The following is a 23,184-nucleotide window of genomic DNA, read 5'->3' as shown; positions in this document are numbered from 1 at the left end:
TGTTATGAGTAACGCAACTGTAACATTAGGCGATCGCTTGTCTTGGGTGGCAGGGCTTTATGATAGCAAGAAGCATCTTCAAAAAAGCCAGAGCCGGCTGTTCCAGTGATAACTTCTATACGCTCCGCGCCATAGTAACTCAATGCCTGTTCATCCATCAGACGCGCAGATCCTAGAAGTTGCCGTAAACGCTTTTGCCGATGGCTAGCACTGATCAACACATGGGCACCAGAGTCAGCATCGGTATCTAGTAGATAGAAGTTGACATACATGAAGTTTAGACCGTGGACATCATAGTGATACTGAATCGTCTGATACACTGCTTCTCTTTCAGCTTGGAGTAGTTGGTTGGCAAAGCTCCAGAAAAACCAGCTAGAAACTCGTCGAGGAGCATAGCCCAAGTAGGTGGTAACAACGTTCAGTAAAATGGGGGAAGCTGCCAAATCTTGGATACATGCTAAATCGGATGAGTCGATAATGGTGGCGATCGCCACTGTATCCCGTAGGCTAGGATCGGCTACAGCATCCGCTAAGGTGAAGACACGGCGGCTGCCTGAAGCAACCAAAGATCGGCAAGATGCAGCCTCTATTAAAGATTTCTGAGTGTTTTCACTTAATCGCAGTCCAGTAGAAAAAGCAGTCTGACGAAGAAATGTGATGTGGTCATCTTCAGAGCGATCGCTAAATACAGTATCTTCCTGACTTCTATGTAAGACTTTATAGTTAGTTTGATAGTTGTCACACAGCAGTAGAGTTTGTCGATCTAACTTAACACCTTGAAGAGTTTTGCGGATGAAAGAATAGCTGCGACGACATTGATAGAATCGACCCAAAAGATATTTTAGACCGTTAAAATTATTCAATAAAAATTTCATTATTCAACCTAGGTTTTACATATTTAGTTATACGATTTTCCATACTCAAATAGAGTAAGTAAGTCGGCGCAAATAATCATCACTGGTTTGTAGTTGCGCTTTAGCGCTAAAGCACAACTACGAGCCAAATACAGAGATTTTACTTTTTGTTACATAGGTTAGTTTTTTCTCGCCGACTTACTTAATTGCCACAATATTTTCTGCTAAAATTTGCTTAAATGCATAAGATTAACTATTCCATACATCAACGATACTACCTTTCAGTATCAGTCGATCAATCCAATTTGCCCAATTACTTAGTTGATTTTTTGCTAGGATTTACGTTTCATTGGTAATATCAGAGATTCTAAATAGGTAAGTGTATAACTCACCAATATAATGATTGACAAGTAGATAATACTCATGAGCCAGAAATTATGGATACCCAGAAAAGTAAAGGCAGTAAAGGCTGGACGAATTGGAGGGCTGTGAAGTAGATAAAAGCAATAGGAAATACCTCCTATAAAAATTAGTACGTTATAAATTGGAGAAATGTAACTAGCTATCAAAGCTATTATAGTCAAGCCCAAAAAGCATATAATAGCTAAAAATAAATCAAACAAAATAGTTTTAATTAAAATAATCGGTTGCCAATAAATAAATAATCCAATGACTGTGGTTAATAGAAAAGCTATCCAAATAAATTTATTATTAAGTTTTAGATCGCTAATTTTTAATCCTGGCTTTAGTGACAAATTGTAGCCAATTGCCATGCCTAAAGAAAATTCTGCCAGACGATTAGGAAATAACCCTAACATCAAAGCATAATCATCTTCTACTGAACTAGTAGTTATTAGTCTAGAAATTCCACAAACAATGAAAGTTATCAATAAAAAATTCCTTGTTCCTGTTTTAATGATTAACCAAAATAATAAAGGAAATAATAGATAAAACTGAAGAATCAGACCGACAAACCAGAAAGGATGAGGACCATACCAAAAATAATCAGGAAAAAATACTCTCAATCCGGTTATGCTTAATAAAAAGCCAATATTTAAAGGCATGTCTGCATATCTTCCGAGAAGTATGCCAGTTATAAAAAATAGAATATGAGCAAATATATATAAAGGGTATATTCGCAAAATTCGTCGCCAAAAAAAGGTTTTCCAAGGTAATTTTCTCCATGTTGTCTCAGACTGGAGATAAACTTTACTGATGGAGATTGTCAAACCCAATCCACTTAACAGCAGAAATACATTGACTCCAGCAAAACCTAAGCTTGCTAATGTTCTGATGCTGAAAATATCTTCGTTTCTAGGCAGCATAACTAGGTCTATGTGATACCAAGCAATCCAAAGAATTGCTAATGCCCTGACTACCTCTAAAAGCTTTGATTGAGAGAATTTTCGATAGTCAATAGGAGATTCGGAATTAGATATTTTAGTATTCATTATGCTTAATTAGTGATTAAGATAGAATTTGTTACTTAATAAGTTTCGTATATATCTCCATGAGATTTTTAGCAATGCGATTCCAGGTATAGTTATCCAGAACTAGCTGACGGGCGCGATCGCCCATATCTTTACCTGCTTGAGGATTACTTAAATAGTTATCAACAGCTTCGGCGATCGCTAGTACATCTAGTTGGGCAATGTAACCAAGCTGATTTTCTTGGACAACACTAGCTAAAGCCACTCCAGGGGTAACCAAGACGGGAACACCCACAGCTAAAGCTTCTAAAACGGCGACTCCAAAATTTTCCGAGTGGGATGTGAGGACAAATAAATCCGACCCTTGCATAAATAAGTTTTTTGTCTCTCCGGTAATAAATCCAGTTAAAGAAGTGCGATCGCGAATGCCAGTTGCAACGAGAAGAGACTCTATTTCCGCTTCGTATTCTTTGGTACCACTACCTGCTAAAATAAATGTGAAACGATGATGAGTTAGCTTACCTAAGGCTTGGATCAGATAGTCTAGCCCTTTTTTGGGATGCAAACGAGACAAAAATAAAATTACAGGTTCATCTGCTGGCAGATTGAGGTATTCTCGGAGCTGATGACGGGCGTTAGTCAGAGGCTCAGGAATCGAAAGTCCATGAGGTAAAACAAAGCTAGGAACGCTCAGATCTAAATGGGAAACTTCCTCTTGTTCTTGTTTTGAGGTGAGATGTAGCGCTTGGGCATGGTTGAGGTTAGCCCGTTCGATCAACTTGAGATAAATCTGTTTTTTGCGGGCGCTTTGCTGGAGTGACCATTCACACAGTTGTCCTAAGGGGCGAACAATGTAGGGAATGCCTTGGAAACGAGCGATCGCCATAGCTACCGTCGAAGCATAGGAAAAAATTGCATGGATATGCAGCAAGTCATAATTAGCAGCATTTTGCCACAACCACGAAGTTAGCTGACTAGAAAAGGCAAATTCTCTAATGGAGTCCACTTCGGGAGAAAAACGTGAGAAAAACCAAATTGGTATTTGTTTATACTCTATACGCTGGTTTAAGGGCACATCAAGTAAATCATTGCCATTATCATTAGTTGTGGCAATTTCTGCTACGACACCTTGATTTTCCAGTGCTTTAACTGTTTCTAGCACTGCCTGACTCGGACCACCTCGCACTGATGCTACTGAAGGAATGATATGAAGGATTTTCATAATTATTCAATTATCCGGCAACTTGATTCCACCAATGCTGGAGAATTGCTAAACTCCAACGGCGATACCATAGTTTTAGATTAATATCTTTACCCATTTCATGCTCTGGAAAATAATCTCTCCAATCTTTTTCTATCCATTGTTGAAACGGAAAAAAGAAACCCCGCTTGGGACGATTAAGTAACCAATTTGGTAACTCAGGAATTGCTTGAATTAATAATTGTTTACCTTCTCCAAGGCGAATTGTGCTAGGAATAGAAGCGATCGCTTCTAGTAAGCCACGATCGACTAAGGGGACTCGCAATTCTAACCCCCATGCCATACTCATAACATCGCTGTCCCGCAACAACTGATTACGCATATAACAACTTAGTTCTAGTCGGCTCACTTCATCTTCTAAAGAAGGAAGATTTGTTGATATGCTTTTATCTTGAAAAACCCCCTTCTCCCATATGGGGAAGGGGAGTTGATTCGAGGAATCTTTCAAGTAGTACTGAGTAATTTTCACAGCTTCTGTTTGGGAGAAAATACCTCTAAAACTACGATAAGCTGTTGCAGTTGTTGGCTTTTGCTGTAAAAATTCTCCTAAGCGCTTGATTCGTGGTGATGTGCCCCAAGATGCTAATCCTCTCCCTACACTAGTGCTGATGGGTTGAATTTTTTGGAGTTGCTGACCCCAACGCACCATCTTTGGTACTTCTTGAAATGTTTTATAACCACCGAATAGCTCATCTCCTCCTAGTCCAGATAAAACTACTTTAGTCCCATCTTGGTGGGCAATTTGGGACACACAAAAAGTATTGAAGCCATCAATACTGGGTTGATCGATACTTGCTAAAAACTTCGGTAACAGTTCTCTGCCTAACGATGCTGTTACTTTATATTCTGTATGTTCAGTGTCAAATTCTTGAGCAACTTTTTGGGCAAGTTCTCCTTCATTCCACTCATTTTCTTCAAAGCCAATAGAGTAGGTGCGTAAGTTACCTTTTTGAGTTTGACGCGCTAAGGCAACAATTGAGCTTGAGTCAATGCCACCACTTAAAAATATTCCTACTGGCACATCACTAATAAAGTGATGTTCAATTGAGTCAACAAGTGCATTGCGGACTTTTTCCTTGGCTTCTGTTAAAGAAATTGTTTCCGAAGTAAAGTTAATTTGCCAATATTGTTGCTCTCTGACATTACCTGCTTGCCAACGTAACCAATGACCTGCCTCTAAACAGCGAATGCCGGCAATTAGGGTGTGAGGTTCTGGTACTGTTCCACTGACAAGATAACCATATAAACCCTCTGGACTTAAGGCAATGCTGGGTAATTTTGATGCGAGAATTGCTCTAATTTCTGAGGCGAATATTAAAGTCGATCCAGATTGCCAATAGTATAAAGGTTTAATTCCTAAAGCATCGCGGGCAATAAAGCAGGTTTGTTCTTGGTTATCCCAAATAGCAAAAGCAAACATCCCCCGCAAATGATTTACACATTCTGCTCCTTGCTGCTGATAAAGTTTGAGAATAACTTCAGTATCTGTTTGTGAATAAAACTTTTCTCCTTTTGCTTCTAGAGCAAGCCGTAATTCCCGAAAATTGTAAATTTCTCCATTAAAGGTAATCCAATAGCGTCCATCAGGTGTGGACATCGGCTGATGTCCTGCGGCACTTAGGTCAAGAATCGAAAGACGAGTATGAGCAAAAGCAACTTGTCTATCTGGAGAAATATAAATTCCTTGGTCATCAGGTCCACGATGCTGGAGAGCCGTTTGCATTCTCACCATCATGGTTTCCAAGCTATTTTTTATTTCAGTTTTCGTTAAAATTCCGGCAATGCCACACATAAAAAGAATTTAATTATTAAGAGGTTTTCATAGATTCAATATAAACACTATCAGCAAAATATTTAAGAAAAGGTATGATGATACTTACAGTTTTCAAAGCTTCAGATAATTCCACAATCAGTTTATATTTTAATGGTAATAAATCCACATCTGCCTTCTGAATTCCTAAACCGAAAAATCCGTCTATAGTCAGCTTCGATTTCCCGATTTCTTGATTGAAGCATTTAAGTAATTCTCCAACTCCCCAGTATCGCACATCAAAATTATCACCCTCTTCAAAGCCTCTGCTGATTTGATGCTGTAAGGATCTGATCCCAATTCGATTTGGCATTTGAATTAGACTACTTCCATTAGGCTTTAAAACCCGATCGACTTCCTTGAGGGCTTTTCGAGCATTGAGTTTGCTAAAATGCTGGATGACGCTGTAAGAAAAAACTTGGTCAAAATCATAACTTTTAAAAGGTAAATGCCGCGCATCTCCAACTATAAAGTGAATATTTAATCCTAATTTCTTGGCAATTCTCTTCCCAGCTAAAACTGCACCTAATGATGGATCTATGCCAACGCAGTTATAGTTTTTATTTGCTCCAGCAATACACCATCTTCCCCAACTACAGCCAATATCTAGTAAATTCTTACCCGATCCATTTGGTAATCTTAATTCCGGAATTGGGTATTTTGGCAAATTACCGATAGCATCAGTATACAATATGCCGTTTGTTGCTCCTACTAAAAATTGAACGATTGGATCGATAGAAAAATCTTCTATATTTTTATTGCCTATATACTCATTTAAATATTTTTTTTGTTCCTGACTGATACCTAAAGTTTCAATGAAATAAATATCTTGGTAGTTTTGCTGAGCAGCTAGAGATTGATTGGCTAGTTCTATAGTTTGTTCTACATTATCCAAAAGCATAATAGGGATACCCTGAATTATTGGATAAGTAATTCCGGTTTCAGATATGAGAAAGTTACCTGATAGATGTAGCTTGGATTTATCTCTAGGGCAAACTAAATTCTCTAAATACCAGTCATCAATAACATTCATATTACTCATTTGAGATTGGGTATATTTTGCTAAATTTCAAAAATGTCTAAATCGCTGTAGTAATTTATTATTAAATTGGTTTTACAATTGACAACAATTATGGTTAAGTATAATACCTTGGTAAATCCCAACCATTTTGGCTGCTACTTTGTCCCAAGTGTATTGTTCTCGAATCATTTGACGAGCGCGATCGCCCATATCTTTCCCTACTTGGGGATAAGTGAGATATTCTTCAACAGCTTTAGCGATCGCCAGTACATCCAATTGAGGAACGTAACCTAATTGGTGTTCTTGAACCACAGCAGCCAAAGCCACACCAGGGGTAACCAAAACGGGAACACCCACCGCCAAAGCCTCTAGAACTACTAAACCGAAGTTTTCCGCATGGGAAGTTAGAGCAAATAGATCCGATCCTTGAATCAAGAGGTTTTTTATCTCTCCGACAACAAATCCTGTAAAATGAGTGCGATCGCGAATCCCATTTGCAACCAGCGCCGACTCAATTTCTGCTTCGTATTCTTCAGAACCACTACCTGCGATTGCGAAGGTGAAACGATGATGAGTGAGTTTGCCTAAAGCAGGAATGAGATAGTCTAGTCCTTTTTTAGGATGCAGGCGGGATAAAAATAAAATTACAGGTTCATCGGCTGCGACTTGCAAATGTTGTCGAAGTAGATTCCGAGCATTGAAAATCGGTGTAGGTTCAGAAAGTCCGTGCGGTAAGACAAAACTGGGTGCATTAAGTTTTAATTGAGCAACTTCTTGCTGTTCTAGTTTGGAGGTAAGATGGATAGCCTGAGAATGGTTGAGGTTAGCTTGCTCGATTAGCCTCATGTAAATTTGTTTTCTGTAGGTGCTTTGCTGCAAAGACCATTCAGATAATAAGCCATGTGGGATGACAATATAGGGGATATTTTTCCGGCGAGCGATCGCCATTGCCATCGTCGATGCATAAGAGAAGACAGCATGAATATGTAAAATGTCATATTGAGAAATATTATTCCAGAGCCATGTTGTTAGCTGCCAAGAAAAAGCGTATTCTCTGACAAGTTTGACAGTGGGTGAAAAGCGAGAAAAAAACCAAATTGGAACTTGCTTATATTCAACGAGTTTCTGTAAAGGAACATCAAGTAAGTAATCGCCGTTATCGTTAGTCGTGGCAATTTCAGCATCAATATTGTTGGCTCGCAACGCCTTAACCATGTCCATAACAACAAGACTTGGACCACCCCGCACATGAGGAACAGATGGAATAACATGGAGAACTCTCATAACGGAGATTTGCAGCACTCTCTAATAAGATGCACCATTTCTAGTTTTAATTCTGTTTAGGTTTCGTAATATACACCAAAATTCTGACTCCTGAGTTTTTACGTTTTTACTTTACTATCATATTTTTCATTAATGGCTTGATGATAAAGTTTAATATACTCGGAAATCATTTTATCTGCTGAAAATTTTTGAGAATTTACAAATCCTTTTAACTTCAGCGTTTTTAGTATGGGAAGATTACGAATAATTTCTTCAGCTGTTTCTTTTGGCCGATCTGGTTTTATATATATAGCTCCTTCTCCTCCTACATCATTCATTGGCGAACGGTTTGATGTAAAGACAGGACAACCGCAAGCTTGAGCTTCAATAATTGGCCAACCAAAGCCCTCATAGAGGGAAGGAAAAAGCAAAGCCGTAGCAGAAGAATAGATAGCTCTCAGGCTTTCGTTATCAATTTCTACTAACTCTATTACCTTTTGTTTAATATTATGAGTTTTGATGAATTGATGCATTTCATCAGTCATCGGTTTACCCACCATTACCAAGTAAAATTTTGGTTGTTGCAGTTGCAGAATTAGTTGATAAAAAATTGATAAAACTCCCAACCGATTTTTGTACCAGTGATTTGCTCCTACGTGTAGAATAAATTGACCATCATCAGGAATTCCCAAAGCTTTTAAACGTCGTTGAGATTCTATCACTGTCATGGGACTATAGGGATAGTTTAAACCCATAGGAATCACAGATACAGAACTCTGTGACAGAGAACAAAGACGTAACACATCGCTTTGAGTTTGTTGAGAAACGCAAGCAATTTTTTGCCCTTGGTTAAGTCCCCTCATCACCATCTGCTGAAATTGCTTACCAGTCCATCCAGTGCGACATTCGGGAAATTCTCCTAAACCAGAACGAATTGGAAATAAGTCATGACAAGTAATTATATGGGGTACGTTTCGTAAATATTTTACGTAAACCGCATTACCTTGATCGCATATGTGAACTACATCCGCCCAAGATAATGCTTGACGCAATTGTACTGGGAATAGAACAAATTTATCAATATAACCTAACCATTTTCTCAATAAAGCCGATGAAAGCAGCTTGCCAAACCAAGGATTTGGGCGAATAATTCTGACTTGATGCCCAAGTTTGGTTAAGTAATTTTCCAACATAGAAGCAAATATATCCATGCTTTGGATTGCATCTAATTGGTAATTACCAATCAACAAAATTTTCATTTTTGGCTATACTTTTGGTTTTTGATTAGAGTATTTTGATTTAAAATGCCAGAGAACTCGCTTGGCATTAATTATTGCCTCAGCAGGCAATAGAGATTTAACTATATTCTTGTTAATAGCCTCTAAAGTCTTGGGTAACAACTGCTTTTGTAGCTCCAAAATATCTTGGAGAGTCATAGTAGCGATTGAAGTGTTAGGAAAAGCTGGATAGTCTCTCTTAAAACCAAATCCCAAGTAATCCATTACCTCTGGTGTGAGATTTTCCAGGTATTCAGTATTCACTATATTTTTTTCACCATGCCCTACATTATTGCTACCAACTTCATCGACTTGAAAAAGCAACGTAGTTCTGTTGTAGTTTTGATCGTGAAAAGGTTCGGCTCTATGTATTCCGTGGATATCACATAAGATAAAACTTCCCTTCTTCATCGGGAAGGTTAGTATATCTTCTCCATATTTACTGTCAATATAACTATCGCTGAGGTAAATTTCGCCACTATACTTTCTAGACCATTTATGAGAATCCTTAATATATTGAAAGGCATTCTTTTCAACGTCTGATAAATAAAACAAAAACAATAAACCAGGCATATTATGCTTTTCAGATAATTGTTTGCCGATTTGGCGATTATTATCTGTATGCCAGGGCATATGCGAATTTTTAGAAGTTTGATAAACTCGATGATTAGTTAATTTATAATTATCATCAAAATATTCTTGGCAAATATCTAAAACTTTTCTGGAAGTAATGACATCGTAGGTTTTTTTAGAGCCGGCTAGACAATGGGTAAAAAATTTGATGTCTTGAGCTGTAACCACACCAACATCATTAGTATTTAGGAGGAGCTGATTGAAATCAATTTCTTGAAGTAGTTCTTCAACATACTGTGCAGTCAAGGCTTGCTCAAAAGCAAAGAATCCTTTAGTTTTGAGGTCATTAACTATTTGAGTGGTACTGATATTGGTTAAATCTGGATTAAACATATAGGACTCCGACTGGAATTTGGAATATTTTTAGACCGACTCAAAATGTTTTTCTAAGTAACCACCAAGAGTTTTTTGAAAACGTTCAAAACCAAATCGGTTAATCACCCGATCTCTCAATGCCTGCGGTTGATACATCAGGGGATTAGGATAAATACCCTGTAGGATTTGAATTATGGTTTGGGCGATCGCCTCTACATCATCTGGGTCAACTAGTGCGCCTAATTCTCCGTGACAAAGTGCATCCTGTGCCCCATCTTGATTACCTCCAAGGGTGGGTTTACCGCAAGCCAGCGCCTCTAGGTAAACAATACCAAATCCTTCAGCTTTGCTTGGCATGGCAAATAGGTCGCACAGATGATAATAGGAGCTAAGTTCTTCATCAGAAACGAAGCCAGTTAACGTTACGCAATCTTGGAGTTGATATTTAGCAATTAATTCTTCAATTCGGGGTTTATCGTCTCCCTTACCCACTAAAATGTAATGAACGTTAGGAATAGCCTGACGAATTTGGGGTAAAGCGGTCAAAATTTTATCGTAGCCTTTATATTGCTCTGATTGCGAAAGGCGAGCAACAGTAAGGATAATCGGTTGTTCGGGTTTCAAACCATATCGTTTGAGAAGCCGATCGGGCTTGGGTGCAATTTGAAAATTATCGGCATCGAAGGTATTGGGTAGAACTAAAACTTTTTCTGGATCGAGGTTTTGTTCTCGAAGGAGGCGATCGCGTGTATAGTGACTACCGGCTAAAATGCGATCGGCATGGTGTAAAGCAGTCTTTAAAGCTGGATTTTGAATGTTCCAAGCATCTATACCGTGGGCTATAGTCCAGTATGGAGTCCCAGTTAGTTGTTTGAGTTGATGAGCAGCGGGGGTAAAGTTTAAATGGCTAGAGAAGACTAACTGGGGATGTTGCCAAACACCAAAGCCAATCAATTGAGATGCAAAAACCTGAGTCCGTAAGGATAGAGGCCAGCGACCACCTACATGAAAATGTAAGTCAGGAGATGCTGGCGGTACATGGGTATCATGCTTAATAAAAATATCGTAGTTAAAATTCGGATAGAGATTTTGGAATGCCTTGAAACAGAAGGAAGAATAACGTTGAATTCCCCCTGTGGCTTTGAATAGGTCGGGAAACCAAAGATGGCAGTGATATTTAAGTTTGTGCATAGCTATATAATGCTGTAGGCAGTTGATGACGACTACTAATTCCGGCGTTCCTTATCTAGTTGGGGAGTAGGAGTCTTAGTAATAAGAAGCAGTTGGTAAAGCCCTTGAGCGACTGACTTTTTGTATATAAAACTTGTTAATCAAATAAACCAAAACCACTGAGCCTGCTACAGCACCGACTATTTCTGTTAAGGAACCACCAGGACTTATTAAAGCTAGTCCAGGTAGAAACCAGAAACTAAAACCTTCCCAATCACCAAAAAGTAATTTTTTTGCGGCTGTGATATCTATAACTCGTAGTACAGTTCCCAGCACAGCAAATCCTAAAATTACTCCTGGTGTCCCAAAGTTTAGATAGAACTCTAAAACATTGCCTACCCCTACACTGGTTCCCTCAGAAAACTTCACACCTGTGTAACGGCTAACAATATCTCCACTACCTCCATTAGCTGGCTTACCTGGCCATAAAATTCGAGGTATTACTGCTACTGCGGCCTCTAAGAAAGTTTCACCATTAGCATAATCAATCTGACCACTGGTGATGTACCTGACACTTTCACCGACTTGAGGATTTAGATTTAAACGACCATCAATTAGTTCTAAATGTGCCTGCTTGTAAGGATCAAAAAACTCTAAGTTACTTGCTGTTTGCTGCAACTGCTCAATTCGTGACTCAAAACCTTTTCCACCCCAAACTTGAGCGCGAATTAGATTGCGATCGCGAAAATAGTTAGTATAGAAAGATAAGCCCAATAACAGAAATAATAATAATAAGATGATGGATTTCCAGCGTGGGCGATAAAAAGTGAATACAAATATCAGCACAGGCACTACTGCCATCACCCCAAAACCCGCGAATCCTGAACCAAGTATAGTCACAAAAGGAATACAGCAGCTAATTAGCAACCATTTGATCAAGGCACGTTTGTCGCGCGTATACCAGGCTTTCCAGCAAGCTAAACATAACCCAGTAGACAACATCACAAAACCTGAGTTAACCAAAACACTAATACTAGGAATACGACCTAAAATCGGACCTAAAACAAAGTAGAAAAATACTCCCAATAAAATGTAATTGTTAGGAAATTTGAGGTTAGGCTGTTTCGGCACATATAATCGCCTTGAAGGTTTGACGATTTTCTCAACAATCGGAGCAAGTATAACAGTGCCAACTCCAAACCCGATGACACCATAAACACTTTGGGTAAAACCTATGGCAGTAGTAGTTAGGGTAATTTTTTGACTAATCAAGTAGAGGCTTTTAGGATTATACCAGGGAAAAGCATAAATCATCGCTCCGAACCAGTGTAAAATAGACAGTTGGAGCAAATAAATCGTTGGCAAACCAACGCTGGGTAATCTCTTATTCCACTGACTGCGGATTACCAAACTTACAACTACAACCCAAATGCATAGCCAAAAAGTTAACCATTGTCGCTGCGGATCGGCTGTAAGCATAATCACCCAAGCTTTTGCTTTAATAAATCTGTATGAATGCTAACAAAGTCAGCTGCGACATCTGCCCAATCTCTGGGTTGAAATTCCTGATAAACTCTTTGCACCATTTGTCCCAGTTCTTGGCGATGTTCATCACACCACTTCAAACGTTCTACAAAGCTTTCGGGGCTACGAATTGGCAGTACCCAGCCCGTTTTTCCTTCGATGATGATGTCTGAACCTGAGCAGTTTGTGGTAGTTAGAATCGGTAGACCAGCAGCTTGAGCTTGGGCTAAAACCATAGCATAGCCATCTTCAATAGTTGTAAATATAAAAATATCTGCCCAAGCATAAAATCTGGACAATTTAAATTGAGATTGCTTTGGAATAAACTCAATATTTTCAATATTTTTTTTAGCAAGATCCCTAGCTTCAATAGTAACAGTACCAACAAATTTAAATTGAAAACTCGTGGATACTAATTCTGCTATTTTGAGAAAATCAATTGCACCTTTTCGATAGGAAAAAGTGCCAACCATTAAGACATTGAGCGGTTTTTGCCAGAGAATTCTCTGACATCGTTCCTCAATGACTTGCTCAACTGGTCGAAATTTTTCTAATTGAGCGCCTAAAGGTAAAATTTTGAGTTTGTCTGGACTAATATTTTGATGAATAAAAGATTCTTTAGCAAAAGTTGAGAGTACTAAAACTATATCAGTCAGCTGATATTCTCGCTTTTCCCTAGCAATCATCCAGTTACTTGGCCGATCAACTGATACACCAGCTCGCTGCTCTTCTTCTGAGAGGAGTTGGGATTGGGTCAGAATATGTGCTGAACCTCTCACGAGAGTTTTTAAGACATCCTTAGCTGAAAGTGCCTGAAAAATCTCTTCGGCAACTCCACTAAAAACGTGAACAATGTCATACTCAGATTTATTCAGAATTCGAGCAGCCCATTGGGAAAATGCAGAATGCAAAAAAGCTTCAAAATTAGGAGTACCTACAACTCCATGCAGTTTATAAATAATACGAGTTAAAAAACCATGTAGTAAAAATGTTTTAACAGATTTTTGGGGTATGCCAAATTTTTCGACAATTTTCTTGGGATAATTTGTGAATAAAGTAACATCATGTCCTTGGTTGATTAACTCTCGTGTCAAGTCAAAGGCATGAAAGCGACCATGTACTACAATTGCAATTTTCAGTTTCATCTTTTAAACAGTAGCTTTTCTGTCAAAGAAAGCATTGTCTCTAGGCGGTCTTTGTAAGTGTGTTTGCCGTGAAAAATTAATGAGTGGGCTTGATGAGCAAGGCGTTGACGTTCAGCCTCGTGGTTGAGCAACCAGCGTACTTTCTTCAACATTTCGGGAATTGTTTGGAAATATAAAACTGTTTGCCCTTCTTCACCAAAAATTTCTCGATGTTCTTGGGTATCTTCGGTAAGCATGCAAGCTCCGACAGCGGGAACTTCAAATGTTCGCATACAGTTACCATCTCGATTTGCTCTGCGAACTAGGCAAAGGGCTATTTTTGCACCTGCGATCGCCAGACGTAATGTTGGAATGTCTGCGATCCCAGAAGTATGAGCTTTTGTTTCGGGGTAGCGGTTCCAATAGCCTCCATAGAGATTTACACAGATTCCTGACTGAATCAAAGCAGAAATATAGGCAACGCGATCGCGATCTGCTCCACCTGCAAACATAACATCACAAGTATAGTCAAGCGGTGCTTCTTTGTTTATAAACTCTTCGGGATAAAATAGGTCAGAGTCATAACCAAAAGGCAAGTATTCAACATTGGGACAACCAGCTTGCAAGATATCGTCAATATTAGCGCGGCGAGGAGAAAAAACAATATCGTAATGAGGCAATGCATGCAAAAACCAAGGAGCATAGTGATATCGATTCCAAGGGTCATCAGTGAGAAAATTAATTCTTTTGATCCCCATCTTTTTCATCTCCACTAGTGCTTTTTGATTGACAGGAGCAATCCCAGTAGAAACAAACAAGTCAGGTGTAAAAATGCAACATTCCTTTACTATATTTTGGCTGAATTTTGCTAGTTGGTTCGGGTATTTTCCTCTGAGATGCCAGTTAATTTTCTTGAGTAATTTTGATCCTGCATCAGCTGATCGAATATCAAATAAACTAGGGTTTAAATTCAGAGATTTCGCTGCCTTAAAAAAAGCACCTCCTATATTGGTTCCATTTAAACAGCCAGCTATTAGAAGTCTCATGCTATGGTTTCTCTATATGCTATTGCAATGCCTTCCGCTGCCTTTTCTACAGAATAAGCACTTACTTTTTGGCGGCACTTTTGGCGAATTTCAAGTCTACCAATCAGCGATAAGCTCCGCTCAATTGCTTGAGCCAAACTATCATAAGAGCCTGTCTCAAAAATCTCTCCAGTCACACCAGAATTAATCAGGTCTGGCGCACAGCCAACAGCCTGAGAAACAATTGCAGGTAATCCGTGATGTAATGCTTCGTTGACGACCAGACCCCAAGTCTCGGAATAATCACTTGGCAATATTAAAAAGTCAGCGGTGTGGTAGTAGCGACTAAGCTGAGTCTGGTTTTGAAATCCCAGTAAGTGAACTTTTACTGCTGGTGAAGTCTGAGCAAAATTTTCTAAAGATGATTTCAATTCTCCGTCCCCAAGAAAGAGAATTACAATTTGATTGCGAACTTCCAAAGGTAATTGTTTAACTGCAAGCAGCAAAAGATCTGGTCTTTTTCTACTGCTCAGTTTTCCAGAAAATAGCAGTACAATTTGCTTGTCTGCAATACCTAGACTTTGGCGAGTGACGTAACGCAGTTGAGTGCGATCGCTTTCACTGCACTTAAAGAAACTAGTATTAACGCAGTATGGTGAGAAAATTAGTTGCTCTTCGGAACAGCCTAAGCGTTGAAAATGAGCTTTAGAGTGCTGACCAATATAGAGTGCTTTGGCAAACTGACGGTAAGTCCAGTATAAAATCGAGTCTCTGACTCCTGTTTTGAGTAAACTCCGTTTTTGGGCATGGTCAGTAGTCTCTCCCCGAAAAATAATTGGATACTTGGCTTTCCATGCTTCATAGAGAACTCCTCGATAAAAGCGGTGGTTATATCCTGTAGTCAGCAAAGCTTTTGGTTGTATTTTTTCCAATACTGCCGCTAATCCTTGAGATGAAAGTGTTTCAAAAGACTCCGCTCCGCCCATTTTGACTTGAGAAAGAAATTGTGATGGATATCCTGATAGCAGGTCAATATCCCATGCAAATCTAACCCCAAATTCTGGATCTTTGTATCCTACAATACTAAAATCTGAACCATAGATCACAGTTATTGGGATATCAAAATGTTTGCTGAGAGTTCGATATACAGGAGTCCGATACTGAATTGGATGTGTATCTATAATTGCTAGCATATACTTTTTAAGTATCTTTTTATATTTATAGATACTATCATTAGGTGGCTCATTAACAACACAACTTTTTGACTTGGTTGATTATTTTTCAATTAAGAAAAAGCTTTTTTGGTATTTTTTAAACTTATTAATAACAAAATTAAAACCTGGAGAGCTAACAAAAATCTTTGGATATTTAAGGTAATTAAAGATTTTATCGCTCTGATTATTATCCATTTAATTCTTTGCCAATATAGATGCAATAACTCAGGCGTTTTGAAAAGATTGACATAATTAGGTATGATTTCGGTAAATTCACTAATATCTAGATGACTTTTAAATGATTTAGAAGAAACACTTGCAAGGTTTTGTCTATACAAAATTAATGTTCTAGGAATGTACTCTATAGACCATCCACAATTAAGGCACCTTAGTAGCCATTCCCAATCAGCTTGATAGAAAAACTCCTGTTTAAATTGTCCACAATCTTCAAAACTTTTTAGCCGAATAGCACAGCCAGATATATGCCACCAGCAACCTTTGATTAAGGTACTTTTGACAGACTTCTCATCACCTTGAATGACTTCAATTCCTCTATTAGGGTTATCTTCTCCTTCTTGGATAGATCCATCAAACATTAAGTTGTCCCAACTTGAGCAAATACTACCTACATTTTCTGTACAAGCTTCTATCCTTGATACCATCATCTCTAGCCAATTTGGCTTGGCAATATCATCGGAATGCAAAATCAGTAACCAATCTACAGTTTCTTTGATGAGATTAATAGCATGATTAACATTTTCCCACTGACCTATATTTTGTTCTCCTGGGAAAATATGTAATGGAATTAATCCTTTCCAAGTCTTTTTTGCCAAAGCTACAGAGTCATCAGTTGAACAATCATCAGCAATATAGACACTAGAAACTTTTTCGATCCATCCTTCTTGTGATTGAATGGATTCAAGGGTATAACCTAGAGTATCTTCATTATTAAAAGTAGGAATTAAGATGGCAATTTTAGTCATTTTTATTTTAATCGAAGAGTTTGGCTAGGTAGATGACAAGTAAACGGTATTAGATTTTTGGTTCAAAAATAGCATATTTGATCGCGAACCTGCATAAATTGTTGCTCATAGTTCCATTCATTCCAGATACGCTGTCTACCGCGATCGCCCATTTTTTGCCTTTCGGCTGGATGTTCCAGATACCATTTCAAACTAGCAGCAATACTTTCTGGATCGTCAGGGTTACAAGCTAAACCGTAACCTGTATCTACATACATTTGTTTCCAGTCGGGTAAATCAGAAACTAAGAGTGGTAGCCCAGAAGCTAGGTATTCAAATGGTTTATTAGAAGCACCTGGCATTGGCTGAAGGCTGTCTTTTGGAAATAAAGCAATACCGATATTGCACTTTTGACAGGATTCTAAAAGTTTTTCTCTAGTAGGTAAAGTGCCAATATATTCAATTCGTTCACTAATTCCCATCTCACAAGCTATTTGTTGTAGTTGTTTAACATAATTCGGATGCCCGACTGTTTCATATCCAACTACGCGCAATTTTACCCGATCGGGCAAAATTGCTAAAGCAGATAGAATTGTTGGAGGTAATTGGACTGGCACAATTGAACCATGATACCAAACCCACAATTCATTGCTATTGTCAGCTTGAATAGACTGACAAACTTCCTCTTTGCTTGGACAATTCCAGACACAAAATATATTTTGGCGATCGCCTATCACCTTTTTAAAGCGATCTATTCGTTGTTCATTGGGTATAATACATATCTTGGCTTTTTTTGCTAACCACTTTCTATTTTTCAAACAAAAGCGAATGAAGAAGCTATCAGATGTCGCGTTAGGCGAGTCATGTTCGTGATAGATAATCTTTGTATTGAAAAAACTCAACAGAATAGAAATGGGGCAGGATAACAAATCTGACGCATATACCCATTGAGGCTGCCAGCGTAACGTCCAAATCAGCACCCAAAAACAAAATTGTAAATAATGCAACTTTTGTTGCCAACCTGCTGAACAAAAGGGCATTAGTTGTACAGTGATGTTGGGATGAGGTGGAAAACACAAATCAGATGCACCAAATGCTCCAGTGCCTAAAAATAGTACCTGCCAACCTTCTTCGGCCAATATCCGGGAACTATGCTCTAAGGGTGGGTAACCTCCAGGGTTAGTGTACTGAATGTAGAGAATTTTTTGTTCGGTAAGCGTTGTTTTAAACATTATTCCCTAGTGCCCAGTTACTAGCAAAACGATAAATGGATTGCATGTGAGTCGCGACTGCTGCCATTTTTTGGGGAGACTCAATTCCAGCGCGAAGCCGCATCAGCGCTTGCCTGTCCTGGCATAATCTGTTGATAGCTTGACTCCAATCTTCCACAGAATTAGGTTCTACTAAGATACCGTTAACTTCGGACTCAACCAGTTCGGCAATACCACCTAAGTTAGAACCAATGACAGGAACTCCAGCAGCAAAGGCTTCCAGAACTACCATTGGCCCGGTCTCTAAGCATTGGGATGGCACAGCCAATAGGTCATAATTTGTCAAAGTTGACATAACTTTTTCCGGAGGTACTGGCAGTTTAAAAGTAATTCGGGGGTCTTTGGCTGCCATAGTCTGTAATTCTTGTAGATAGGTATCACTCGCCTGGGAAATGCCATAGATGTCTAAGCAGACTGCTAACTGAGGAACTGCGGCCAAGGCTTTGATCAAAATATCAATTCCTTTGGCGGGATCAAGCCGACCTAAAAAAGCAATGTTTAAGGTTGCTTGAGGGTACTTCTGGCTAGATTTGGCTTTTTCGGGTAGATCGTGACACAGTCCTTGGCGGATGACGGTGATTTTTTTTGCTGGAACGTGGTTGACTAGTAGGACATGTTTGACCCAATCGCATACTGCCACAATATGGTCAACTTCAGATAGGAGAGTATGTAGAACTGTATGACGAAGACTAACTAATTCGGTCATTCGCAAAGCAGTCCAGGCTCCCCCCTGTAAATTCAAGTTACCTAGCCAGCGTCCTACCTGGGGTGATAAACTAGCGATCGCTTTGGCACTAGTTCGATCCAATCCCAACCCCTGTAACGTACACTGACTACAGGTTTTTAAATCTACCTTCCCATCACAAATGTCAGTCCCCCATTGCATCAGTGTTCCCCGTAAGCAACTCACAGTAGGAGTATGGTAGGTAAAGACAACCGGGATTTTCCGTTCTTTAGCAGCTTGTACTAAGCCGAGAGAAACACCGCTAGTAAAGGCATGAAGATGCAGCAAGTCTGGCTGTTCTGTTTCTAGGATGCGACTAAATTCTAAAACGGCTTGGCGATCGCCTTCTCCATATATTTGCCGTAGATTTTCGACTTTGCTGGATATCGCATAGCGGCGTACTCTTAGCTGGTTATATAAGTAGGATTGATTAACTTCCCCAGGAGCAGCAATTAGAACTTCGACTCCCTGTTGCTGCAAGTACCGAGATAACGCTTCCACGTATACTTCAGTGCCACCTACGGGATCGGGATAGAAACAGAACGGAACTTCAATGACTCGCATAATCAATCCTCTGGTGGCAAAAGAATGTAATTTCTAAATTGACTTGCCACAAATTTTTCATGCTTTATCGAAACAGCAATATTGGCGTCAGTCGTCAGAATTCAATTGGTATGATTACTGTATTTGATTCTTGACTGTCGAAACTTATCTACAGGTTCTTCTATATACAGGACAATCAGACTAGAGAATATAATAGTTAATATTGCAGCTAACACCCCATTATTGGTCTTCATCAATAATGTCTGTATTTGGATTACAAGCATATGTGATACATACATTGGATACGATAAATTGCCAATAAATCTATCTATTCTATTTTTACTAGTCAGGAAAAATAATGGTTTCAAAAGAATAGTAAAAACAATATATACTAAAGGTAGATAGATGAAATTTGAAGTCGATTGATCGATGAAAGGAAATGCAATTATTAAACAATTAAACAATATCCAAAAAATAAAAGTTGATATTTTTCCAAAATTGCTAATATTCAGTATAGATTGTTTATATATCAAGATACCTAATCCAAAAAAACATAATTGAGGAAGAAAGAAGAAGTAACTCCAATTACTACCAATAGATATTAATAATAATTTCAAAATCACGCTGGAAATGATAATAATTAAAAGCTTGATATTGCTAATGTTAAACAACAGCGGCGCTAAAAAATAAAACCATATTTCTACACCAATAGACCATGCTTGCCCCATTAATCGGAGATTTCCACCCCAAATCAAGCCAGAATCAGTTTTTCCTGTATTCATGCTATTTAAAATAGCTATAGAACCATCGGTATCAATGTAAAAGAGAGATAGTAAATCTATCCCAAATAGTGAGCTATTAGAAAATAAAGTAAATAGCTTTACTAAAATCGGCATGTGACTAAAGGGTTCTGCCCAACTTGTTGCAGGCATCTTGCCAAGATAAAGCCATATCAGAGCAAACAGCACCCAGGAAGCGGCAAAAACTATTAAGTAGGTTGGAAGTAGCCTTAAAAAGCGATTACTGATAAATGTTCTAAACTGATTATGTGTATATTTCTTATCAAGAATGAGACTCATATAAAAGCCAGAAATGATAAAGAAAAGTTGAACAGCGTGATTTCCTGGTAGTAGAGTAGTCCCAAAAATTGATGTCGAATGAGATGCAATAACACTTAATGCGAGTAAAAAACGTATAAATCCCATGATATTATCAATCTAGCTTTATTTATTTAACCTGGCTTCAACGAGCTAAAATATAGCGGTAGGTGATGGCTAATCTCGAAAACACTTGACGAAAGTATAAACATTCATGGTTCTTCAGTACATAATATGCTTAACTAATAGTTTAAATGCCAATTTAACAAGCATCTAACTCGGAAATTATCAAAGTTTCTAAATCCATAGCCGGAACGTTTAATTAGCTTAAGTTTGTTATTAATGCCTTCCACAACACCACTAGTTGTCCCATTATCAAAGTAAGCAATAATCTCATCAAACCAACGGATAATAGTATTGTTACTCTTGGGAAAATATTTTTTAGCTTTTGCTAACCACATCCCGAGTTTAAAAACTCCCGGATACCAGTTATCTGTCTTATTGAAAATCTTTCTAATTTTTTCTTTTAATTCATGCATTTCTTTGAGAATAGGAGATAAATTTTTCACTTCATAAAGTTTGTTTATCTGCTCTTCATTTAAGTCTGACTCATTTTTCAATAAAACGTATTTACTATTTTTTAGTCCCGACAATACTTTTTCGTACTTAGATTTTTTTGATAATGATTGCGCTTTTTTAACTAATTCTTCTAGATTCCGCTTCTCTTGTTTTCTTTGTGTATCTAGTTCTTTATTGATTTGTGTCATCACATGAAATCTATCTGCTACTACTTGAGCATTGGGCATTAATTCTGTTACTACATTTTTGTAACCTACCCACAAATCTATACTCACTTCCTCAATTCGTGCTAAAACCTCAGTTCCCCACTCTATAAGGGTTTTCTTTACTACCTCTTGTGTGCGCCCACTTAACAAAGTTATTAATTTAGATGTATCTAAATCTATTAATACTGCACAGTAATTACCCTTGCCTTTAACTAGAGCTATTTCATCAATTCCAAGCCTTTTTATAAAATCAGGTTTGTTATCAGATAATTTTTCTGAGGCATCTTTTAACATTCTTTCTATTTCTTCTGTTGTCACTATCCCTTTATTTGCTACACTATGAATATCATTTTCTACAACATCTTGTATTATCTTGTCTGCTAGCCGTTTTGTATAAGTTCTTTTCTTACTTACAAAATCTAGCTTTTCACTAAACGGTTTTTCACATTTTTCACATTTGAATTGTCTCCTATTTATTTCTAAAAATACTGGCTTTTCTCCAAAAGGTAAGTCTTTAACAACGTATCGATGATTTTGATGTAATCTATGGCTTTTTGTACCACAGCGAGGACAATTACTGTATGATTTTGTTGATTCAGTTTGTAAAATCATTCCTATCCCCTCATGAATCCGATGAGATATAACTTTCACATCTTTTAAATCAAGAAGCGCTGTTAGGATTTTAATATTTTGTTTCCTATTCATGACTGTAAATACACCAAAAAATATTTCTCTTGTAATTACAGCTAACAACAAATATGCTTTATAAGTCAATTAGGTCAAAGTTTTTTCTCAATAGCTGATACGATTATTTTTATTTATTAAGCTTTTTGGCTAACAATTTAGCATAACAAGTGCTGAAGAACCACATTCATTTACTTAAAAGTTGCTTAATTCGACGGTAAGTTAAAGCAATCGCCTCAGCCTGCTCATATCCAAACCATTTTGTCAACTGTCGCAAAGCTTTGGGAGCAGAAGGAAGGTAGTTTGGATTTAAGTTGTGAATTCTAGCCATTACTTCGTAAAACTTTGGGCGATCGCGTTCAAAGTAAAATCGGGCTAAATTTCCATAAGCTTCAAGCAATACTTGGCGATCGCTTTCACTCAAAATCCGATCGCTATTTTGGAGCAAGTTTTCTACATAAACAGCATTAGAATAGCACGCGTTACAAAATTCATAGTTTCTAGAATTTGATAAGCTATGGCTTTGTCCAACTCTATAAAAAAATAGAGGTTGCTCGCTCGGACAAACAGCAAAACTTGATTCTACTTGATACAAGTCAATTAGAAATCTCACATCTTCAACCAGCCACATTTCTTCCCTGAATCCACCAGATTTATGCCATGAATCTTTTTTGATTAAGCCAGCCATCACAGGAACAAAGCCATCATTTTTTATCAGAGAAAGTGGGATTGGCTCGCTAAAGTAAGGTTGATGGATAGAAATTTCTTTCCTAGTATCCCAACTAGATTCTGCTGTTACTCGTGACCATTTGGAAGTGACAAAGCTAGGGTAACTATTCTCAACCGCAAATTGATATTGAATAGGAATTTTATGTGGAGCTATCCAATCATCGACATCTAGAAATTGAATATATTCTCCTTGAGCAATTTCTACACCTCTATTTCTCGAATAGCTAGGTCCATAATTTTTATCTAAAAATAAAAAAGTTGTTTTAATATCTAAATTATTCAATTTCTTTTCTGAAACAATTTGCTTCAGAATTTCTGACTCAGACGAAAAATTATCAATTACCAAAATTTCAATTAAACATAAATCCCAGTTACTAGCAGCTTTAGCTAAATAATTGAGTAAAGGAATTAAAAAATTAGTTTTTTGGTAATTAATAATAATTAAACTAATATTAATATGCATCTTTT

19 protein-coding genes are annotated in these 23,184 nt (G+C 37.9%); all 19 read right to left on the bottom strand.

All coding sequences use genetic code 11. From position 1 onward, the window contains the following. Positions 1-2: 2 nt before the first annotated feature. Positions 3-875 carry a hypothetical protein gene (locus tag ACFG4S_RS09995; protein WP_392534643.1) on the bottom strand — a complete coding sequence of 291 codons (873 nt, stop codon included), beginning with the start codon at positions 873-875 and terminating at the stop codon, positions 3-5. 311 nt (positions 876-1,186) lie between these two features. Then, the gene (locus ACFG4S_RS09990) at positions 1,187-2,305 is read right to left on the bottom strand and encodes an acyltransferase family protein (protein ID WP_392534642.1); all 1,119 of its coding nucleotides are present in this window, start codon (positions 2,303-2,305) and stop codon (positions 1,187-1,189) included. Positions 2,306-2,336: 31 nt separating this feature from the next. Further along, positions 2,337-3,506, bottom strand: coding sequence for a glycosyltransferase (locus tag ACFG4S_RS09985; protein ID WP_392534641.1), 1,170 nt, complete (start codon positions 3,504-3,506; stop codon positions 2,337-2,339). Between the two features lie 10 nt (positions 3,507-3,516). Next, positions 3,517-5,337, bottom strand: coding sequence for an asparagine synthase (glutamine-hydrolyzing) (gene asnB, locus ACFG4S_RS09980; RefSeq protein ID WP_392534640.1), 1,821 nt, complete (start codon positions 5,335-5,337; stop codon positions 3,517-3,519). Between the two features lie 16 nt (positions 5,338-5,353). Next, on the bottom strand, positions 5,354-6,388 hold the full coding sequence (locus tag ACFG4S_RS09975) for a methyltransferase domain-containing protein (protein ID WP_392534639.1): 1,035 nt from the start codon (positions 6,386-6,388) through the stop codon (positions 5,354-5,356). An 81-nt stretch (positions 6,389-6,469) separates the two neighbouring features. After that, the gene (locus tag ACFG4S_RS09970) at positions 6,470-7,660 is read right to left on the bottom strand and encodes a glycosyltransferase (RefSeq protein WP_392534638.1); all 1,191 of its coding nucleotides are present in this window, start codon (positions 7,658-7,660) and stop codon (positions 6,470-6,472) included. A gap of 98 nt (positions 7,661-7,758) precedes the next feature. Then, positions 7,759-8,898: a glycosyltransferase family 4 protein gene (locus ACFG4S_RS09965; RefSeq protein WP_392534637.1), complete on the bottom strand. Its 1,140-nt coding sequence runs from the start codon at positions 8,896-8,898 to the stop codon at positions 7,759-7,761. Between the two features lie 6 nt (positions 8,899-8,904). Then, positions 8,905-9,882, bottom strand: a complete 978-nt coding sequence (locus ACFG4S_RS09960) for a phytanoyl-CoA dioxygenase family protein (protein ID WP_392534636.1) — start codon at positions 9,880-9,882, stop codon at positions 8,905-8,907. A gap of 30 nt (positions 9,883-9,912) precedes the next feature. Beyond that, positions 9,913-11,055: a glycosyltransferase gene (locus ACFG4S_RS09955; RefSeq protein ID WP_392534635.1), complete on the bottom strand. Its 1,143-nt coding sequence runs from the start codon at positions 11,053-11,055 to the stop codon at positions 9,913-9,915. Between the two features lie 75 nt (positions 11,056-11,130). After that, positions 11,131-12,513: a hypothetical protein gene (locus tag ACFG4S_RS09950; protein ID WP_392534634.1), complete on the bottom strand. Its 1,383-nt coding sequence runs from the start codon at positions 12,511-12,513 to the stop codon at positions 11,131-11,133. 2 nt (positions 12,514-12,515) lie between these two features. Further along, positions 12,516-13,703 (bottom strand): glycosyltransferase family 4 protein, encoded by a 1,188-nt coding sequence (locus tag ACFG4S_RS09945; protein WP_392534633.1) that lies wholly within the window; start codon positions 13,701-13,703, stop codon positions 12,516-12,518. Beyond that, on the bottom strand, positions 13,700-14,728 hold the full coding sequence (locus ACFG4S_RS09940; protein WP_392534632.1) for a glycosyltransferase: 1,029 nt from the start codon (positions 14,726-14,728) through the stop codon (positions 13,700-13,702). The genes ACFG4S_RS09945 and ACFG4S_RS09940 overlap by 4 nt, the downstream gene beginning before the upstream one ends. Beyond that, positions 14,725-15,900: a glycosyltransferase family 4 protein gene (locus ACFG4S_RS09935; protein ID WP_392534631.1), complete on the bottom strand. Its 1,176-nt coding sequence runs from the start codon at positions 15,898-15,900 to the stop codon at positions 14,725-14,727. Before ACFG4S_RS09935 ends, ACFG4S_RS09940 begins: the two co-directional genes overlap by 4 nt. A 92-nt stretch (positions 15,901-15,992) precedes the next feature. After that, positions 15,993-16,904: a glycosyltransferase family 2 protein gene (locus ACFG4S_RS09930; RefSeq protein WP_392534630.1), complete on the bottom strand. Its 912-nt coding sequence runs from the start codon at positions 16,902-16,904 to the stop codon at positions 15,993-15,995. A gap of 62 nt (positions 16,905-16,966) precedes the next feature. Further along, positions 16,967-18,115 (bottom strand): glycosyltransferase, encoded by a 1,149-nt coding sequence (locus ACFG4S_RS09925; protein ID WP_392534629.1) that lies wholly within the window; start codon positions 18,113-18,115, stop codon positions 16,967-16,969. After that, entirely contained in the window at positions 18,108-19,442 is a 1,335-nt protein-coding gene (locus tag ACFG4S_RS09920; RefSeq protein WP_392534628.1) for a glycosyltransferase, read from the bottom strand. Before ACFG4S_RS09920 ends, ACFG4S_RS09925 begins: the two co-directional genes overlap by 8 nt. Positions 19,443-19,543: 101 nt before the next feature. Then, positions 19,544-20,626, bottom strand: a complete 1,083-nt coding sequence (locus ACFG4S_RS09915; protein ID WP_392534627.1) for an acyltransferase family protein — start codon at positions 20,624-20,626, stop codon at positions 19,544-19,546. Between the two features lie 134 nt (positions 20,627-20,760). Continuing rightward, positions 20,761-22,008 (bottom strand): ISL3 family transposase, encoded by a 1,248-nt coding sequence (locus ACFG4S_RS09910; protein ID WP_392535950.1) that lies wholly within the window; start codon positions 22,006-22,008, stop codon positions 20,761-20,763. A 166-nt stretch (positions 22,009-22,174) separates the two neighbouring features. Continuing rightward, positions 22,175-23,179, bottom strand: a complete 1,005-nt coding sequence (locus tag ACFG4S_RS09905; protein WP_392534626.1) for a glycosyltransferase family 2 protein — start codon at positions 23,177-23,179, stop codon at positions 22,175-22,177. Between the last annotated feature and the right edge of the window lie 5 nt (positions 23,180-23,184).

It is taken from the genome of Nostoc sp. C117 (genome assembly GCF_043099735.1).
GTDB lineage: Bacteria > Cyanobacteriota > Cyanobacteriia > Cyanobacteriales > Nostocaceae > Nostoc.
The sequence above is the reverse complement of the archived record's forward strand: the minus strand, read 5'-3'. Positions and strand labels throughout refer to the sequence as shown.

Bases quoted from the DNA above. Each gene is read 5' to 3' on its own strand.
- ACFG4S_RS09970 (WP_392534638.1), bottom strand. From the start codon at position 7,660: ATGAGAGTTCTCCATGTTATTCCATCTGTTCCTCATGTGCGGGGTGGT.
- ACFG4S_RS09915 (WP_392534627.1), bottom strand. From the start codon at position 20,626: ATGGGATTTATACGTTTTTTACTCGCATTAAGTGTTATTGCATCTCAT.
- ACFG4S_RS09950 (WP_392534634.1), bottom strand. From the start codon at position 12,513: ATGCTTACAGCCGATCCGCAGCGACAATGGTTAACTTTTTGGCTATGC.
- asnB (WP_392534640.1), bottom strand. From the start codon at position 5,337: ATGTGTGGCATTGCCGGAATTTTAACGAAAACTGAAATAAAAAATAGC.
- ACFG4S_RS09960 (WP_392534636.1), bottom strand. From the start codon at position 9,882: ATGTTTAATCCAGATTTAACCAATATCAGTACCACTCAAATAGTTAAT.
- ACFG4S_RS09940 (WP_392534632.1), bottom strand. From the start codon at position 14,728: ATGAGACTTCTAATAGCTGGCTGTTTAAATGGAACCAATATAGGAGGT.
- ACFG4S_RS09955 (WP_392534635.1), bottom strand. From the start codon at position 11,055: ATGCACAAACTTAAATATCACTGCCATCTTTGGTTTCCCGACCTATTC.
- ACFG4S_RS09935 (WP_392534631.1), bottom strand. From the start codon at position 15,900: ATGCTAGCAATTATAGATACACATCCAATTCAGTATCGGACTCCTGTA.
- ACFG4S_RS09965 (WP_392534637.1), bottom strand. From the start codon at position 8,898: ATGAAAATTTTGTTGATTGGTAATTACCAATTAGATGCAATCCAAAGC.
- ACFG4S_RS09925 (WP_392534629.1), bottom strand. From the start codon at position 18,115: ATGTTTAAAACAACGCTTACCGAACAAAAAATTCTCTACATTCAGTAC.
- ACFG4S_RS09990 (WP_392534642.1), bottom strand. From the start codon at position 2,305: ATGAATACTAAAATATCTAATTCCGAATCTCCTATTGACTATCGAAAA.
- ACFG4S_RS09995 (WP_392534643.1), bottom strand. From the start codon at position 875: ATGAAATTTTTATTGAATAATTTTAACGGTCTAAAATATCTTTTGGGT.
- ACFG4S_RS09910 (WP_392535950.1), bottom strand. From the start codon at position 22,008: ATGAATAGGAAACAAAATATTAAAATCCTAACAGCGCTTCTTGATTTA.
- ACFG4S_RS09975 (WP_392534639.1), bottom strand. From the start codon at position 6,388: ATGAATGTTATTGATGACTGGTATTTAGAGAATTTAGTTTGCCCTAGA.
- ACFG4S_RS09930 (WP_392534630.1), bottom strand. From the start codon at position 16,904: ATGACTAAAATTGCCATCTTAATTCCTACTTTTAATAATGAAGATACT.
- ACFG4S_RS09945 (WP_392534633.1), bottom strand. From the start codon at position 13,703: ATGAAACTGAAAATTGCAATTGTAGTACATGGTCGCTTTCATGCCTTT.
- ACFG4S_RS09920 (WP_392534628.1), bottom strand. From the start codon at position 19,442: ATGCGAGTCATTGAAGTTCCGTTCTGTTTCTATCCCGATCCCGTAGGT.
- ACFG4S_RS09905 (WP_392534626.1), bottom strand. From the start codon at position 23,179: ATGCATATTAATATTAGTTTAATTATTATTAATTACCAAAAAACTAAT.
- ACFG4S_RS09985 (WP_392534641.1), bottom strand. From the start codon at position 3,506: ATGAAAATCCTTCATATCATTCCTTCAGTAGCATCAGTGCGAGGTGGT.